This window comes from Achromobacter sp. Marseille-Q0513 (genome assembly GCF_018195695.1).
Taxonomy (GTDB): domain Bacteria; phylum Pseudomonadota; class Gammaproteobacteria; order Burkholderiales; family Burkholderiaceae_B; genus Achromobacter.
Genome location: NZ_JAGTJY010000075.1, coordinates 25,695 through 26,471, shown reverse-complemented (window position 1 = coordinate 26,471; position 777 = coordinate 25,695). Strand labels below are relative to the sequence as shown.

The 777-nt window shown below is 67.8% G+C and carries 1 pseudogene; it reads left to right on the top strand.

From position 1 onward, the window contains the following. Positions 1-103 precede the first annotated feature (103 nt). Positions 104-598: pseudogene (locus tag KDH83_RS16280) on the top strand (MFS transporter); the annotation flags it as partial. Positions 599-777: the final 179 nt, after the last annotated feature.

The window sequence follows — 777 nt, the reverse complement described above, 5'->3', positions numbered from 1 at the left end:
CAATATAGGAATTAATTTCCTAAATATGAAGAATATATACCCGGGATAGGATTTTCATTCTTCAATATCGTTCGGGGCTGGATACACGAAACCCATCTGCCCCATGCCACACCCGATTTCCCCCGCCACGCCGGCCACGGCTTCCGGCCCGGCCATCATCATCCTGGCCCTCGCCGCCTTCGTCATCGTTTCCACCGAATTCCTGATCGTCGGCCTGATCCCGGCGCTGGCGCGCGATTTCGGCGTGTCGGTCCCGCAGGCCGGGCAACTGGTCGCGCTGTTCGCCTTCACGGTCATGCTGGCCGGCCCGCCGCTCACGGCCGCGCTGGCGCACGTGGAACGCAAGCGCCTGTTCGTCGCCATCCTGCTGGTCTTCGCCGGCGCCAATGCGCTGGCCGCGCTGGCGCCGAACCTGTGGGTGCTGGCGCTGGCGCGCTTCATTCCTGCGCTGGCGTTGCCGGTGTTCTGGGGCACGGCCAGCGAGGCCGCCGCGCGCATGGCCGGGCCGCTGCGCGCGGGCCAGGCCGTGTCGCGCGTCTACCTGGGCATCTCCGCCGCCCTGCTGTTCGGCATCCCGATCGGCACGCTGGCGGCGGAGATGCCCAGGTAGACGCGCGACACGGCCTGGCCCGCGCGCATGGCCGGGCCGCTGCGCGCGGGGGCCGCGCTGGCCGAGCCCTGGCTCTTAGACACATCGGACGCTGCCGACGATACTCCTGGGGGGGATATAGGGGGGGGCCGGGACGGGGAAGAAGGAAACGGACTGTAGCGATAGAG